At 57.0% G+C, this 15,293-nt stretch carries 10 protein-coding genes and 1 pseudogene; 9 read left to right on the top strand and 2 right to left on the bottom strand.

The genetic code is table 11. The features are described from left to right. The first annotated feature begins 46 nt into the window (after positions 1 to 46). From DWZ54_RS01865 to DWZ54_RS01850, 4 genes are all read left to right on the top strand, one after another. Positions 47 to 1,723: a sigma 54-interacting transcriptional regulator gene (locus DWZ54_RS01865; protein WP_118474266.1), complete on the top strand. Its 1,677-nt coding sequence runs from the start codon at positions 47 to 49 to the stop codon at positions 1,721 to 1,723. A gap of 296 nt (positions 1,724 to 2,019) precedes the next feature. Then, a complete protein-coding gene (locus DWZ54_RS01860; protein WP_118014579.1) occupies positions 2,020 to 2,286 on the top strand; it encodes an HPr family phosphocarrier protein in 267 nt (88 codons plus the stop codon). A 74-nt stretch (positions 2,287 to 2,360) separates the two neighbouring features. Further along, on the top strand, positions 2,361 to 4,073 hold the full coding sequence (gene ptsP / locus DWZ54_RS01855) for a phosphoenolpyruvate--protein phosphotransferase (RefSeq protein WP_118474265.1): 1,713 nt from the start codon (positions 2,361 to 2,363) through the stop codon (positions 4,071 to 4,073). A 227-nt stretch (positions 4,074 to 4,300) separates the two neighbouring features. Next, positions 4,301 to 5,674, top strand: coding sequence for a sodium-dependent transporter (locus tag DWZ54_RS01850; protein ID WP_118474264.1), 1,374 nt, complete (start codon positions 4,301 to 4,303; stop codon positions 5,672 to 5,674). 91 nt (positions 5,675 to 5,765) lie between these two features. Here the strand turns inward: DWZ54_RS01850 and DWZ54_RS01845 are convergent, their stop codons facing one another. After that, complete coding sequence (locus DWZ54_RS01845; protein ID WP_118474263.1) at positions 5,766 to 7,100, bottom strand: S-layer homology domain-containing protein; 1,335 nt, start codon at positions 7,098 to 7,100, stop codon at positions 5,766 to 5,768. Positions 7,101 to 7,653: 553 nt separating this feature from the next. On the opposite strand from DWZ54_RS01845, the gene DWZ54_RS01840 reads away from it, so the two are divergent. Together DWZ54_RS01840 and DWZ54_RS01835 are read left to right on the top strand one after the other, a co-directional pair. Beyond that, a complete protein-coding gene (locus DWZ54_RS01840; protein ID WP_118474262.1) occupies positions 7,654 to 8,328 on the top strand; it encodes a TetR family transcriptional regulator in 675 nt (224 codons plus the stop codon). A 69-nt stretch (positions 8,329 to 8,397) separates the two neighbouring features. Continuing rightward, positions 8,398 to 9,537, top strand: a complete 1,140-nt coding sequence (locus DWZ54_RS01835) for a glycoside hydrolase family 3 protein (RefSeq protein ID WP_199663163.1) — start codon at positions 8,398 to 8,400, stop codon at positions 9,535 to 9,537. A 69-nt stretch (positions 9,538 to 9,606) separates the two neighbouring features. Here the strand turns inward: DWZ54_RS01835 and DWZ54_RS01830 are convergent, their stop codons facing one another. Next, positions 9,607 to 10,446 (bottom strand): menaquinone biosynthetic enzyme MqnA/MqnD family protein, encoded by an 840-nt coding sequence (locus tag DWZ54_RS01830; protein WP_118474260.1) that lies wholly within the window; start codon positions 10,444 to 10,446, stop codon positions 9,607 to 9,609. A 226-nt stretch (positions 10,447 to 10,672) separates the two neighbouring features. Here DWZ54_RS01830 and DWZ54_RS01825 point away from each other — a divergent pair, with 226 nt between their 5' ends. From DWZ54_RS01825 to DWZ54_RS01815, 3 genes and pseudogenes are all read left to right on the top strand, one after another. Then, the gene (locus DWZ54_RS01825; protein ID WP_118474259.1) at positions 10,673 to 11,167 is read left to right on the top strand and encodes a MarR family winged helix-turn-helix transcriptional regulator; all 495 of its coding nucleotides are present in this window, start codon (positions 10,673 to 10,675) and stop codon (positions 11,165 to 11,167) included. After that, positions 11,151 to 12,235: pseudogene (locus DWZ54_RS01820) on the top strand (efflux RND transporter periplasmic adaptor subunit). The gene DWZ54_RS01825 and the pseudogene DWZ54_RS01820 overlap by 17 nt, the downstream one beginning before the upstream one ends. Next, complete coding sequence (locus DWZ54_RS01815; RefSeq protein ID WP_118474258.1) at positions 12,232 to 15,282, top strand: efflux RND transporter permease subunit; 3,051 nt, start codon at positions 12,232 to 12,234, stop codon at positions 15,280 to 15,282. The pseudogene DWZ54_RS01820 and the gene DWZ54_RS01815 overlap by 4 nt, the downstream one beginning before the upstream one ends. Positions 15,283 to 15,293: the final 11 nt, after the last annotated feature.

Below are 15,293 nucleotides of genomic sequence, written 5' to 3'. Positions count from 1 at the left end.
GTATCGTTTTATAGTATAATAGAAACTATCAGAAAGGACGATTACCATGATATACGAAAAGGAAGCCGTCATCCATGATGAGGGCGGCATCCATGCCCGCGTGGCGGCCATGATCGTGCAGCGGGCGCAGGAACTGTCGAAGCGCTACGACTGCCATCTGTTCCTGCGCAGCGCGCGCAGTGAGCGTTGTGAGATGCACAGCCTCATGAAGCTCATCGCGCTCAAGGTCAACCGCGGCGACTCGGTCTTTGTCTCGGCCGAAGGCGACAACGGCCGGCAGGCCGTGCTCGAGATGGTGCGTTTCCTCGAAGGCAATTTCGAGATGCATGAGGCGGCGGAAATCCACGGTGTGGACAAGCTGCTGCATGAGAACGCACTGATCCAGGAACGCCTGCAGCTGATCCTGGAGGCCGTGCAGGATGGCATCTGCGTCGTGGATCGCACGGGAGAGATCACATACGTCAATCCCTCCTACCTGCGCATCGTGCACAAGACGCCGGAAATGGTCATCGGGCAGAACGTCTTTGAGACGGCTCCGAACGGCAACCGCTCGGGCGTGCTGCGCTCAGGCGTGGCGCGCATCGGCAGCATCAGCCACAAGAAAGATGGCACGACGGTCGTCGCGAACGTCAACCCGCTGTTTGTCGACGGGGAGATTGCCGGCGTCGTCTCAGTCATCAAGGATATCACGGAAATCCAGACTCTGATGGAACGCTTGAGCCAGGTATCGGCCAAGGCGGAATACCTCGAGCAGGAACTCCTGCGCACAAAGAAGACGGCGCAGGCCTTCTCCAATTACATCGGCAAGAGCGGCAAGGTCATCGACGTGCTGGCCCTGGCGTCCAAGGCCGCGGATTCCGGTGCCAATGTGCTCGTGCGCGGCGAGAGCGGCACGGGCAAGGAGGTCATCGCCGAGGGCATCCACTATGCGAGCTCGCGCCGCCGCGGCCCGTTCATCCGCGTCAACTGCGGGGCAATCCCGGGCGCCTTGCTCGAATCCGAGCTCTTCGGCCATGAAAAGGGCGCCTTCACGGGCGCCGTGCGCCGCAAGCTCGGCAAGTTTGAGCTCGCAAATCACGGGACAATTTTCCTCGACGAGATCGGCGACCTCGACAAGAACATGCAGGTCAAGCTGCTGCGCGTCATCCAGCAGAAGGAATTTGACCGCGTGGGCGGCGAGGAAACCATTCATGTCGATGTGCGCATCATCGCGGCCACGAACCGCAACCTCGAGGAGATGGTAAAGGCTGGGGAATTCCGCGATGACCTCTACTACCGGCTCAACGTCATCCCCATCCTGCTGCCGCCTCTGCGCGACCGCGTGGAGGACATCCCGCTGCTCGTCGAGCACTTTATCGAGAAGATCAGCTCGGAGGCGCAGAAGCGCGTGCGGGGCATCACGCCGGAGGCCATGCGCATGCTCATGCATTACCGCTGGCCCGGCAATGTGCGCGAGCTCGAGAACGTCATCGAGCGCGTGATCACGCTCATGGATACCGAGGAGATCAACGAAGCCGTGCTGCCTTCCTACATCAAGGGCGAGATTGCCGGGCGCGAGGTCCAGAACATCGCTGACGACACGATCCTGCCCTGGGAGGAATACGAGAAGCAGATCATCGCCAATGCTCTGCGCCAGTGCAACAGCTTCAATGCGGCGGGAAAACTCCTGCGCATCAGCCATAAAACCGTGGCCGCCAAGGCGCGGAAATACGGCTTGGTATAAATTACCAATTGTGGGAAATTTTTACCAACAAAAATCTTGATTTTGGTAAATTTTACCATAACCGCAAGCGAAACGTTTGGGATAAAATTGGAACAATACCAAAGACGAAAAAAGATTTTTCCCCTTGAGCCCTTATGCCACAAGGGTTTAGGGCAAAAATAAAATAATCTGTCCAGCAGTATAAAGAAGTTGGCACGAGTCTTGCAATAATTATAAGTGCTGATTATAGACCTGTTGGAACAGGTTGGGAAACATTCAGGTTTTAGGTGTTACATTTTAAGATTGGAGAGATTGTAATGACTCAGGAAACGATCACGATTGAAAACAAGACTGGTATCCATGCCCGCCCGGCTTCCATCTTCGTTCAGACGGCTACGAAGTTCAAGTCCAAGGTTCAGCTCCAGGCTAAAGGCAAGACGATCGATGCCAAGAGCATCCTCATGATCATGAGCATGGGCCTCGTAAAGGGCACGGAAGTCACGATCATCGCAGATGGCCCGGATGAGGCTGAGGCAGTCAAGGCTCTGAAGGATCTCATCGCTTCCAAGTTCGGCGAAGAATAATCCGTTCGGCAACAAAAAGTAGGTGGCCTTCCTCCGGACCCGGTGGAAGGCTATTTTTCAGGGGGAAAAGGAAAATGTCAGAAACTATTCGTGGCAAAGGTGTCATTTCCGGTATTGCGATGGGCAAAATCATGCTCGCAGGCCAGAATCTGGACGGTTATCTGGTAAACTATGAGCCGGAAGACAAAGAGACGGAAAAGAAAAAGGCCAAAGATGCTCTGACGGCTGTTGCGGAAGTGCTGCGCGAGAGCATCGAGAAGCTCAAGAAGCAGGACATGATGGAGCAGGCTGCCATCATGGAAGCACATCGCATGATGGTGCAGGATCCGATGATGAGCGAGAACATCCTCGCCAAGATCGATGAGCTCGGCAATGCTCCGCAGGGCGTGCTCAAGGCAGCTGAGGAACAGGCTCAGATGTTCGAGCAGATGGACGACGAGTATTTCGCTGCCCGCGCCGTTGACCTGCGCGATGTCGGCAAGCGCGTTGCCAAGTACATCCTCGGCGTCAAGGAACCGGAAATCGGCGACGAGAAGGTCATCCTCTGCGGCCGTGAGATTGAGCCGTCGGTCATCGCCGGCATGGAAACGGAAAAAATCGCCGGCGTACTCCTGGGCTCCGGCAGCACGACGGCACACGCCGTCATCATCGCCAAGGCCCGTGCCATCCCGACAATCGTCGGCCTCAACAAAGAGGACCGCATCGACAAGATTGCAGATGGCGATCATGTTATCATGGATGGTGAGCGCGGCGTCATCATCATCAATCCGACGGCTGAGGAAATCTCGAGCTACGATGAGAAGATCATCAAGCAGAAGGAGCTCGCTGCTCATTATGCAGCCCTCAAGGATCTGCCGGCAGTCACGACGGATGGCGTCAAGATTGACCTCATGGCCAACATCGGCACGCACATGGACGTCGACAATGCTCTGAACTACGGTGCAGAGGGCGTCGGCCTGTTCCGTTCGGAGTTCGTCTTCATGGGCCGTCAGGAAATCCCGACGGAGGAAGACCAGTTCAAGGCTTACAAGGAAGCTGTTGAGAAATGCCAGGGCAAGCTCTGCGTCATCCGCACGATGGATATCGGCGGTGACAAACCGCTGCCGTACCTCAACATCCCGACGGAGGAGAACCCGTTCCTCGGCTACCGTGCTGTCCGCATCAGCCTGCAGCGCCGCGACCTCTTCCTGCCGCAGCTCAAGGCCATCCTGCGCGCCGGTGTTTACGGCAAGGCTGCCATCATGGTTCCGATGATCATCAACGTGGCGGAGTTCAAAAAGGTCAAGGAATTCATCGAGGAAGCCAAACTCGAGCTGACGCACGAGGGCAAGGTATACTCCGATGATGTCCAGGTGGGCATCATGGTCGAGACGCCGGCTGCTGCCATCATGACGCCGGTCCTCGCCAAGTACGTCGACTTCTTCTCCATCGGCACGAACGACCTCGTCCAGTACACGCTGGCCGTTGACCGCGGCAACGCGAACATCTCCTATCTCTACAACCACTTCAACCCGGCTGTGCTGCGCCTCGTTCAGCGCACGATCACGAGCGCTCGCGAGAACGGCATCTGGGCTGGCATGTGCGGCGAGATGGCTTCGGACCCGAATGCAGCTGTCCTGCTCATGGCTATGGGCATCAGCGAGCTTTCGATGAGCGCACCGTCCATCCCGCGCGTCAAGGAGAAGATCCGCTCCATCAGCTCCGTCAAGGCCAAGGAAATCCTTGGCGAAGTCATGGCCATGGAGGATGGCGACGAGATCAAGGCTTACCTGCAGAAGGTACTTTGATCTGTGGCCTTGTCCATAATCTGACAGACCATAAGGGCTGCGGCACCAAGTCATACGGCTTGGCGCCCGCGGCCCTTTTCGTGTCTGAAGAGCATCCACGGGGCTTTGCTGACTGGACAAAAATCATCTGGTAGAGTAAGATGAATAGGTATACACTGGTCACTTTGTATCGTTGTAAGGGTGGCCGGCAGTAGAAAAAAGTATTTCTTATAAATGGAGGGAGAAATTTGGAATCACGCGGGAGTTTCTCGACACGGCTCGGCTTTATCCTGGTATCGGCCGGCTGTGCCATCGGACTCGGTAATGTCTGGCGCTTCCCCTATATCACGGGACTTTATGGCGGCGCATCATTCGTTTTGATTTATCTGGTATTCCTGGCCATCCTCGGCCTGCCCATCATGGTCGCGGAGTTTGCCGTCGGCCGCGCGAGCGTGCGCAGTGCCGCGATGTCCTTCGACGTGCTGGAACCGAAGGGGACGAAATGGCACTGGTACAAGTACGGGGCCATCGCGGGCAATCTGCTGCTCATGATGTTCTACACGACGGTTTCCGGCTGGATGTTCTACTATCTTTACAAGATGGCGACGGGGGCCTTTGACGGGCTCGACGCTGACGGTGTCGGTGCCGTCTTCAGCGGCCTTCTGGCCGATCCCGTCACGATGGCCGGCTGCATGATCCTCGTCGTGCTGCTCTGCGGCGGCGTCTGCTATCTCGGTGTCGAGGCCGGCGTCGAGCGCATCACGAAGTGGATGATGCTCTGCCTGTTCCTGCTGATGGCCGTGCTCGTCATCAATTCCATCATGCTGCCGAACAGCGAGATCGGCCTCAAGTATTATTTGTATCCGGATTTCAACAAGGTCGTGGAATACGGCGTACAGGAAGTCGTCTTTGCGGCCATGGGGCAGGCGTTCTTCACGCTGAGTCTCGGCATCGGCGCCCTGGCCATCTTCGGCAGCTACATCGGCAAATCGAAGCGCCTGACGGGCGAGGCCGTCTGGGTCATCATCCTCGACACGTTTGTCGCCATCATGGCCGGTCTCATCATCTTCCCGGCCTGCTTCAGCTATGGCGTCAACCCCGGCAGCGGCCCGAACCTCCTGTTCGTGACCCTGCCGAACGTCTTCAACCATATGGCCTTCGGTCATCTCTGGGGCGCGCTGTTCTTCCTGTTCATGGCGTTCGCGTCCATGTCCACGGTCATTGCCGTCTTTGAGAACCTCATCTGCTGCTTCCTGGAGCTTCTGCGCAAGGACCGCAAGGTCATCATCCGCTGGGGCATCCTCGTCATTATCCTGCTCTCGCTGCCCTGCGTGCTGGGCTTCAACCTCTGGAGCGGCTTCACGCCGTTCGGGCCGGGATCCAACGTACTGAGCCTCGAGGACTTCCTCGTCAGCAACAACCTGCTGCCGCTCGGCAGTCTCGTCTATCTGGCGTTCTGCACGAGCCGTTACGGCTGGGGCTGGGATAACTTCATCAAGGAAGCCGATACGGGCTACGGCATGAAGTTCCCGAAATGGATCCGCTTCTACGTGACCTGGATCCTGCCACTCATTGTGCTCTACATCTTCGTGGCGGGCTATTACGCGATGTTCTTTAAATAAGCGATTCATCGAAATAAAAAAGTCCCCCGGACATCGGAGTTTCCATCCGATGTCCGGGGGACTTTGTATGTCTGATCAGATATTTGTCAAATCAGAAGAAGAACTGGACACGACCCCAGAGCGTATCTACATCGCGGTCGGAATCAATGCCTTTGCCGTTGAAGTACTTGGCCGTAGCGACTACGTTGCGGAACGGAGCGTAGTTGGCACCGACTTCCCAGCCCTTAGCGCCGACTACCTGAGCATCTTCCGTGCCGAAGATGGAGGTGTAGGTACCGAGGTAACGGTAAGCGGCATAAGCACCCCACGTGCCCTTGTTCTCAGCCTGAGCACCCTTGTAGTTGTAGAGAACCTGCCAGGACTTGTCGAGGTTGTCAGCCGTGGTGTTGTTGGCATAAGCGGCGAACAGGCGGCTCGTGCCATCGAAGTTGTAGCCGAGGTTTGCAGACCAGATGTTGGCGTTATCCTCGTCGTTGCTGTTCGTATACGGATCTTTGCCGTTCAGTCCAACTGCTTTAGCGCCTTCCTCATATACCTTCTTGAATGCGTCAGAATTCAGATGATAGTAAGCGGCACCGCCGGTCCACTTGCTGGCCGGGGATGCATACTGCAGCGTGATGCCCTGCATGTTGGCAGCATCATCCTTATCCAGGCCGTTGTAGAGGCCCTTGTCATCGCTGACGTCGATGCGGCCAGCATAGAGCGTAGCCTTGAGATCTTTGCCGAACGATACGTTGGCACCGGAGAGCTCATCATCGAAGACGAGGCCCTGCTCCGGCGTGTAGAGACCGAACTTACCGAGCTGCGTCTGGAAGTTGCCGTAGTTGCCCTGTGCGTAGATACGCTGCAGTTTAACCTGCTCTTCATCATGGTTAGTGCCCGAGCCTTTATCGTCGGACATCTCCGTCGTGGCATCGAGACGGGCATTTACATGCCAATTGCTGTTGACTTCAGCGGACGGCTCGAGACGGAACAGCAGCTTATCGGAGTTCGTGCGGTTCTTGTGGCCGTCTTTGTTTGCATCCTCAGCGCGGAGGCTGCGGTACGTGTAACGTGCCTGGCCGTTCCATTTTACCATGTCGGCATTGCGCTCGAGGTTGCTGACGCGGACGCCGAGGTTGTTGAGCTCATCGGAGAACTCAGCAGCGAGTTTGTCGATGAGGGCCTTATCAGCAGCGGAGACATCGCTCTTGGCCATAGCCTTGGCGATCATCTGAGCCATTTCATAACGCGTGATGTTCTGATTGCCACGGAACGTCGTGTCGCCATAGCCTTCGATGACGCCGTCAGCTGCGAGCTGGGATACAGCATCATATGCCCAGTGATCAGCCGGTACATCGGAGAACGGGTTGGCAGCTGCAAACGTCGTGGAAGCAGCGCCGACGACGAGAGCCGTCGTCAAAGCAGATACGAGAGTCTTTTTCATGAGAATCTCCTCCTAAAATAAAGATAAAACGGTTAGTTTTGCAGGAGATTCAAAAGCATTCACAAGTGTCCATGTTTCCTTGGTCTTCTTTTGAACATCCTACTAAGCTTATCTTAATCCATAGTTTGCAAAGTGTCCATTATTAAACGATTAGATTTGTATTATAGATTGTATTGAATTTTTAATAATCCTGTCTATATTGGATGGCCAGACAAAAAAAGAGCTCCTGGAAAAATCCAGGAGCAAATGCATAGAAAATAGTAAGAATGGTTATGAGAGAAGAAGCGCCTCGTGAACGACATGAGGGAAAGAAAAGAAGATGTGTTCACGAGTTTTGCCTCTTACTGGCAATTTAGTGATGGGTGATTTTTAACCTGTATCACGCTGTTAATGTTATAGTAATATGTAATTTGCTAAATGTCAACTATTAGTTTGCGAAACGTCTGCTATTTGAACAGAATGCCACGTCGATGCATGGCAGGAAACCTTGTTCAAGAGGACGTTCTATACTATAATGATAGACGTAATTTTATGTTAGTAAAGAGGGAATTTTATGTCATTTCAACGTGCACGCAAAGCGGAACAGATTCAAGAACGGCGGCAGGAGATCCTCGATGCTGCCTGGGACCTCTTCGTGGAGGGCGGACTGGAGATGGTGACGTTCTCGACGATAGCCAAGAGGATTTCCTTTACGCGCCAGACCATTTATACGTATTACCGGTCGCGGGAAGAAGTCCTGCTCGATTTGCTCGGCATACATGTCGAGAAATTCTACGACTATGTCAGGCACATGTTCCCGAAGGATAAATACATCACGCAGCACGAATTCTGCCAGCGGCTGACGACGCATGTGCTGACGCACAAGAAGATGCTGCTGCTGTTTTCCCTGCATATTACGCTGGAGCAGAATTCGCGTTATGAGAACATCCTGGAATTCAAGCGCATCATGTACGAGGCTTTTCCCACGTTCTGTGATATCCTGCGCGGACAATGCCCGGAGGAGAAAGATGAAGCCTTTTGCCATTTCTGCATCACGATCATGATTTACATCGGCAGCATCTACCCACTGATGGATCAAAACCCGCTGCAGCTGAAGGCGCTGAGTGAAGCGATGGGTGGCCTGGAGGTTCCGTCGGTGGAGGAAACGGTGATGTCGTCCCTGCTGCTCATGACGGCGTCCTTCCGTTTTGTCGGCGATGCACTGGCAGGTGCCTCGGAACAGAACTGAGGTGCATGCGCTGAGCAGCAGCCGGTAAAGCAGAAGAATACGACTAGCAAAGAGAGGATGGACAAAAGGATGCGCAATCGCAAGAAACGCTGGGGAACACTGCTGGCTGCCATCGCGATGATGACGGTGATGCTGGCGGGCTGCGGCAATTCTGCCGGGGAGCAGGGACAGGCCGCGGAGGAAAAGACGCTCGATGAACAGGTCGATGACATCGTCGCTTCGATGTCGATGACGGAGAAAGTCGGGCAGATGGTCATGATTGGCGTCAAGGGCACGGAAGTCAATGATGACAGCCTCTACATGCTGCATCAATACCATATGGGCGGCATCATCCTGTTTGACCGCAATATGGAGTCGGCTGAGCAGACGAAGAAGCTCATCGCCGATCTGCAAGCGCAGGCCGAGCAGAAGGTGCCGCTCTTCATCGGCGTCGATGAGGAGGGCGGTGACGTGGTGCGAGGCAAGAGCTTCCTGACGCCGCCGCCGTCGCAGCGGGAAATCGGCCAGACCGGCGAAGTGACGAAGGCAGAGGATTCGGCAGACAAGACGGCCGTGGCACTCAAGAAGCTGGGTTTCAACGTCAATTTCGCGCCGGTGGCCGATGTCGATAGCGATGCACGCTCCTTCGGTCCTGACGGCGAGCAGACGACCAAGTTCGTGCAGGCGGCGTCCCAGGGCTATGAGAAGAACCGCGTGATGTATGCCCTCAAGCATTTTCCGGGCATCGGCCGCGGCACGGTGGACTCGCATCAGGACATCTCTACGATCGCGGCTTCGAAGGAGGAGCTCGAGAAGCGTGACCTCCTGCCGTTCAAGGCCATCATCGATGAACGCCAGCCCGAGGATTATTTCATCCTCGTCTCGCATCTGCGCTATCCGGCCTACGATGCCGAGAACCCGGCCAGCCTTTCGAAGGCCATTCAGACGGATCTTCTGCGCGGCGAGCTCGGCTACCGTGGCCTCATCATTACGGATGATACGGAGATGGGAGCGCTCGCGAAGCATTACAGCTTCCGTGAGCTCGGCGTGCGTGCCGTGACGGCCGGTGCCGACGTCGTCATGGTCTGCCACGAGTACGAGCATGAGACGGACGTTTACCTCGGCCTGCTGGATGCCGTGAAGGACGGCACGATTTCGGAAGACCGCATCAATGAATCGGTGCGCCGCATCGTCAAGGCCAAGCTGCTGCATGCGAAAACAGAGGCGTAAAAAAATGGGTGAGCTCACGATTGGCAAGTGAGTTCACCCTTTTTGTTTTGCCGGCCGAGGCGGCTGGCATCAGCGGCGTACATGTGCCAGGCGAATCTCCGGCACGTGGTCGATGAGATTCATCTCATGTGCGAGCCGGTAGAAGGTCCTGAGCCCGTCGAGATACTCGTCGGTCAGTTCCCAGCGGATCGTGGGACCGAGATAATGGTCGAGCTGTTCGTAGGTAAACGGCTTATGCGGCAGCACGGCTTCGATGGCCTCTTTTTTATGGGTCAGGCCCGTGGCGAAGGCATGGTGGATGCGGTCGTAAACGAGCTGGAGGAGTTCAGGGGATTCTTCGGCGAATTTCCTGCTGGCCACCCAGAGCGCATAGACCATTTTCTTGCCCGTGAGCTTCTTCCACTCACGGCCCAGGTCGTAGTAGTAATAGCCAGGCTGCCGGTGGTAGTAGAGCCAGAGCGCATCGTCGCCGATGAGCAGCGAGCCCGTCGCGTCCTCGGGAATCGGGTCCTCAGGGGTGATGTGGCGCACATAATAATTGGGGATGGCACCGTATCCGAGGCGCAGGATGATCTTGAGCAGACAGTGCGACGTGGCGGATTTTGCCGTGAGGATGAGCTTGTCATCCTGGAGTTCTTCAATCGGCTTGCGTGAAACCAGAAGGATGCTTTCGACGTCGCCATCCGTCGAGACGCAGACATCCGGCAGTACGACGAGCTCCTCGCTCTGACGAGCGTAGACGATGGACGAGACATTGCTGACATCGAGGCGGTGATTGATGATGTCGTTATTGAGCACGGCGGGCACGCCACGCGTGATCGCAAGTTCCCGGTCCGCGCCGTGTGCGTAGCTCCAGGAAAGCGGCAGTACATTCAGGAAATTGATGTGTCCGACTCTTGGGTAAGGCATGAAAGGTCCCCTTTCTTGTTTCGATGCTAGTGTTTCCATTATACACGTTAAGCGTCGCAAAATACATGACATTTCTTTATGTATACCGTATTTCTGTTGAACATGGTGTTCCAATATGCTACAATGGGCATGTATGATAATTGATTGAATCAACTTAATCAAAGAGGAAGCAATGAAAATCTGCCAGGGGATAGGCGGATGCATGCTTTTGAGGGGAGGAATTATCATGGATGAGTATATCAATATCGGGCGCTGGTTCTCGGTGCTGCACCGGCGTTCTCAGATTTTTGTCGTTGAGGCCAGTGCCAAACTGAAACTGACGTATTCTGAGAACGTCATGCTGCTGCGGATCTTCGATCATGAGGGCGCGCGCCAGGATGAGCTGGCGGCGATGCTATATCTCGACAAGGCCGTCGTGACGCGCACGATGAACATGCTGCAGCAGAAGGGCCTCATCTACCGCGAACAGGACCCGAATGACAAGCGGGCCAAGCACGTCTATCTGACGGAGTATGGCCGTGAGCAGCACACATACCTGCGCAATATTATCCAGCGTTGGGTCGATTACCTCGTGGAGGGCATGGACCCTGCGGAAGTCGATACGATCGTGCGCGGGCTCGACCGTCTCGTGGCGCGGGCCTGCAGCGCGGATATCCCGCAGCTGGCCAAGGATATACCGGCTGACCATCCGATTGGAGGGAAACATGTTGGGGAAAAATAAGGGAATCGTCCTGCTGCTCCTGCTGGCCATGGCCTGTGCACTGCTGACGGGCTGCGGCAAAGATGCCAAGCAGGCGGATAAGGCGCCGCTCGTCAAGACCCAGCAGGCCGGCAGCGGCACGGAAAACAATCAGGACACGTACTCAGGTACCGTGCGCGGCCGCTATGAGACAAACCTTTCCTTCCAGGTCGGCGGGCAGATTCTCGCGCGCAATGTCCAGGCGGGCAGCCGGGTCAGTGCCGGTGATGTGCTCATGGTCATCAATGCCAAGGATGTTGTACAGAAGGCCAATGAGGGCGATGCGCAGGTATCGCAGGCCCGCGCGCAGCTCGACCTGGCTCAGCGCAATTTAGCCCGCTACAGCGAACTCTATCAGGAAGACGCCGTCGCGGCGTCCGTGCTCGACCAGTATCAGGCCAATTACGATGCGGCGTTTGCCACATATCAGCAGGCTCTCGCGGCCGCTGCCCAGGGACATAACGCCGTGGGCTATACGAATCTGACGGCCGGCGCGGATGGCGTCATCTCCCAGGTTGCGGCGGAGGAAGGCCAGGTGGTCGCCGCCGGACAGACTGTCATGACGCTCGTGCAGACCAGCGAGCTCGAGATTGAGATCAACGTGCCGGAAAACCGCATCCAGGGCATCCAGACAGGCATGCCGGCCACGGTTTCCTTCTGGGCGCTCTCCACGACGGCCGACGGCGTGATCCGCGAAATCTCGCCGATGGCGGACAGTGCTTCCCGCACATACAAGGTGCGCGTCTCCGTGCCGCAGCCGCCCGAAGGCATGCAGCTCGGCATGACGGCAAGCGTGACCCTGGCGGATATGCCGGTGCGCCGGCACCGGGGGCCGTGCTGCCGCTTTCCGCCATCTACCAGACGGGCGATACGCCGCAGGTCTGGGTCGTCACGGATGACGACACGGTCGAGCTCAAATCCGTCGAGGTCGAGGATTTTGGCGATAACACCGTGCTCGTCCACGGCCTGCAGCCGACAGACCTCGTGGTCACGGCCGGCGTGCACAAGCTGCGTGAGGGCCAGGCCGTGCGGACGGAGGCGGGACAATGAGAAATCTGACAGAAGTCTCTCTGAAGAACAAGGTTCTCGTCTGGTATTTCATCATCGTGACGGCCATTGGCGGCATCTTTGCCTACAATGAGCTCGGCCGCATGGAGGACCCGCAGTTCACGATCCGTCAGATGGTCATCTCGGCGGTCTGGCCGGGCGCGACAGCCCAGGAAATGCAGGACCAGGTCACGGATAAGCTCGAGAAGCGCCTGCAGGATACGCAGGGCCTCGACTACATCAAGAGCGAGACGCGCGACGGGCAGACCGTCATCTACATTTCCCTCGATGAGACGCTGCCGAAGGCCAAGATCCGGGATACCTGGAAGGATGTGCGCAATCTCTGTGAGGACATCAAGAAAGATCTGCCGGAAGGCGTCTACGGCCCGTATTACAATGACCGTTTCGACGATGTCTATGGCTCCATCTACGCCGTGACCGGCGACGGGTATTCGTATGAAGAGATGCGCCAGCAGGCGGAAAAGACGCGGCGGCTGCTCCTCAATGTCGACAGCGTCCAGAAAGTCGAGCTCATCGGCGTGCAGGAAGAGAAGGTCTACGTGGAGATGGACCGCGCGAAGCTCGCGGAGCTCGGCATCAGTCCGCAGGTCATCGCCGATGCGCTTTCCTCGCAGAATGCCATGACGCCGGCTGGTGAGATCGAGACGGATACCGACAATGTCTACATCCGTGTGACGGGGCAGTTCGATGATGTCGAGGCCATCCGCCAGATGCCCGTGAATGCAGGCGGCAAGATCCTGCGGCTCGGCGATATCGCCAAGGTGGAGCGGCGCTACGAGGAGCCGGCGGAGCCGAAGATGTTCTACAACGGTGAACCGGCCATCGGCATCGCCGTTTCGATGGAAAACGGCGGCAACATCCTGAAGCTCGGACAGGACCTCAAATCCCTGATCGGCACAATCCAGCAAGATCTGCCGGTCGGCCTTGAGATCCACCAGGTATCGGATCAGCCGAGCGTCGTCGATGAATCCATCCACGATTTCGTCAAGACGCTGGTTGAGGCCATCGTCATCGTGCTGGCCGTGAGCTTCCTGTCCCTCGGCTTCCGCACGGGCCTCGTCGTGGCTGGCTGCATCCCGCTCGTGCTCTGCGGCGTCTTCGTCGTCATGTATGCTGCGGGCATTGATCTCCATAAGGTTTCGCTGGGCTCCCTGATCATCGCGCTGGGCCTCCTGGTCGACGATGCGATCATCGCCGTCGAGATGATGAGCGTCAAGCTTGAGATGGGACTCAACCGCTTCGATGCGGCCTGCTACGCCTTTCGGGCGACGGCCAAGCCGATGCTGACCGGCACGCTCATCACATGCTGCGGCTTCATCCCCGTGGCCTTTGCCGACGGCATGGCGAGTGAGTTCTGCAGTGCGCTCTTCCCCGTCATCGGGACGGCTCTGCTGCTCTCCTGGATCGTATCGGTCATGGTGGCGCCGCTTTACGGCTACTATCTGATTCGCGTGGACGTCAAGAAGGATGCGGAAGGCAGGATCGATCCGTATCAGAGCCGGTTCTATACCTGGTTCCGCGAGATCCTCACTTGGTTCATGACGCACCGCAAGCTCGTGCTCGTCACGACGGCCTGCGTCTTTGCCGTTTCCGTGTTCATGATGAAATTCATCAAGCAGGAATTCTTCCCGCCGTCGCTGCGCCCGGAAATCCTCGTGGAGCTGCAGCTGCCGAATGGCTCTTCAATGGCGGCTTCGCAGGAAGTCTGCGACCGCATGTCGGCGTTCCTGCAGGAGCACAGCGATAAGCTGGAAAATTACTCGTATTACGTCGGCCAGTATGCGCCACGCTTCGTGCTGACCGTTGATCCGAAGGCCTCGGCCGACAACTGTTCGCAGTTCGTCATCGTGGCCAAGGATACCGAGGCGCGTGAAGCGCTCAAACAGGAGCTCGAGAATGCTCTGCAGAATGAGTTCTCGGATGTGCGCGGCAATATCCAGTACATCCAGACGGGGCCACCGGCCGACCATCCGCTGATGCTGCGGGCCACGGGCTACACCGTGGAGCAGGCCAAGGAGATCGCGGCGGATGTCGCGGACATCGTGGCCAAGGACCCGAACAACTACAACATCGGCATGGACTGGGGCGAGAAGAGCAAGGTCCTGCACCTGGAACTCGATCAGGACAAGCTGCGCTCGCTGGGCATCTCGTCTGAGGTTGTCGCCAAGACCATCTACACGGAGGTCACGGGAGCCAAGGCTGCTGAGTTCTACACGGGCGACCGCACGATCGACATCGACCTGCGCCTCGCGGCCGTCGACCGCAGCAACCTCGCCGAACTCAAGGACCTGCCCGTCTATCTCGGCCAGGCCGGCTATGTGCCGCTCGGGCAGATCGCCAAGATTTCCTACGATGCGGAGGAAGGGCTCATCAAGCGACGCAACCTCATGCCGACTGTGACGGTTTACGCCGATGTCCATGAGGGCACGGCCAACGACGCGACAAAGAAGGCGTACGACGCCACGGAAACGCTGCGTCAGGATCTGCCGCTCGGCTGCTCCATCGAGGAGGCTGGTTCCCTTGAGGACAGCAACAACTCGATGAAGTACCTCGTCAAGCCCATCCCGGTCATGATCTTCCTCATCATGACGCTTTTGATGTTCCAGCTCAGGAATGCCAGGGACATGGTGCTGACCCTCCTGACGGCACCGCTTGGCATCATCGGCGTGACGGCGGGCATGCTGCTGCTCGACAAAGCCATGGGCTTCGTCGCCATCCTCGGCGTCCTGGCACTGTCGGGCATGATCATCCGCAACTCCGTCATCCTCATCGACCAGATTCAGAAACATCTGGCCGACGGCGAATCGCCCTGGGATGCCGTCGTCGACTCGGCCGTCCTGCGCTTCCGGCCTATCATGCTGACGGCTGCGGCCGCTATCCTCGGCATGATGCCGCTGATGGCCAGCACTTTCTGGGGCCCGATGGCCGTCGCCATCGCCAGCGGCCTGCTCGTCGCGACCGTGCTGACTCTGCTCGTGCTGCCGACCATGTATGTGGCCATGTACAAGATCCATAAGGACAGCGACTGATACCATCAACG

The sequence above is a fragment of the Mitsuokella sp. AF33-22 genome, from assembly GCF_003475755.1.
Classification (GTDB): Bacteria; Bacillota; Negativicutes; order Selenomonadales; family Selenomonadaceae; genus Mitsuokella.
The sequence above is the reverse complement of the archived record's forward strand: the minus strand, read 5'-3'. Positions and strand labels throughout refer to the sequence as shown.

What these genes read in the sequence shown, in the direction of transcription:
- DWZ54_RS01865 (WP_118474266.1), top strand. Translation starts at nt 47, where the DNA reads ATGATATACGAAAAGGAAGCCGTCATCCATGATGAGGGCGGCATCCAT.
- DWZ54_RS01860 (WP_118014579.1), top strand. Translation starts at nt 2,020, where the DNA reads ATGACTCAGGAAACGATCACGATTGAAAACAAGACTGGTATCCATGCC.
- ptsP (WP_118474265.1), top strand. Translation starts at nt 2,361, where the DNA reads ATGTCAGAAACTATTCGTGGCAAAGGTGTCATTTCCGGTATTGCGATG.
- DWZ54_RS01845 (WP_118474263.1), bottom strand. Translation starts at nt 7,100, where the DNA reads ATGAAAAAGACTCTCGTATCTGCTTTGACGACGGCTCTCGTCGTCGGC.
- DWZ54_RS01840 (WP_118474262.1), top strand. Translation starts at nt 7,654, where the DNA reads ATGTCATTTCAACGTGCACGCAAAGCGGAACAGATTCAAGAACGGCGG.
- DWZ54_RS01835 (WP_199663163.1), top strand. Translation starts at nt 8,398, where the DNA reads ATGCGCAATCGCAAGAAACGCTGGGGAACACTGCTGGCTGCCATCGCG.
- DWZ54_RS01830 (WP_118474260.1), bottom strand. Translation starts at nt 10,446, where the DNA reads ATGCCTTACCCAAGAGTCGGACACATCAATTTCCTGAATGTACTGCCG.
- DWZ54_RS01825 (WP_118474259.1), top strand. Translation starts at nt 10,673, where the DNA reads ATGGATGAGTATATCAATATCGGGCGCTGGTTCTCGGTGCTGCACCGG.
- DWZ54_RS01815 (WP_118474258.1), top strand. Translation starts at nt 12,232, where the DNA reads ATGAGAAATCTGACAGAAGTCTCTCTGAAGAACAAGGTTCTCGTCTGG.